This window comes from Pseudomonas sp. 32_A (assembly GCF_017490905.1).
In the GTDB taxonomy this organism is placed as follows: Bacteria; Pseudomonadota; Gammaproteobacteria; order Pseudomonadales; family Pseudomonadaceae; genus Aquipseudomonas; species Aquipseudomonas inefficax.
The window spans coordinates 1-240 of record NZ_JAFGYI010000502.1; the positions used below are offsets into that span (position 1 = coordinate 1).

Annotated in this window: 1 protein-coding gene; it reads left to right on the plus strand. The window is 62.9% G+C overall.

The features are described from left to right. A partial coding sequence (locus tag J5M58_RS27600; protein WP_207880693.1) for an amino acid permease occupies positions 1 to 240 on the plus strand: 240 nt, incomplete at both ends.

The following is a 240-nucleotide window of genomic DNA, read 5'->3' on the forward strand; positions in this document are numbered from 1 at the left end:
GCGCGGTGCTGATCGGCTGGGGCATCACAGCTGTTGGCATGCTGGCGCTGGCGTTCGTGTTCCAGACCCTGGCCAACCGCAAGCCGGAGCTGGATTCGGGGGTGTATGCCTATGCCAAGGCCGGTTTCGGCGACTACATGGGCTTCTCCTCGGCCTGGGGCTACTGGATCAGTGCCTGGCTGGGCAACGTCGGCTACTTCGTACTGCTGTTCAGCACCCTGGGCTACTTCTTCCCGATCT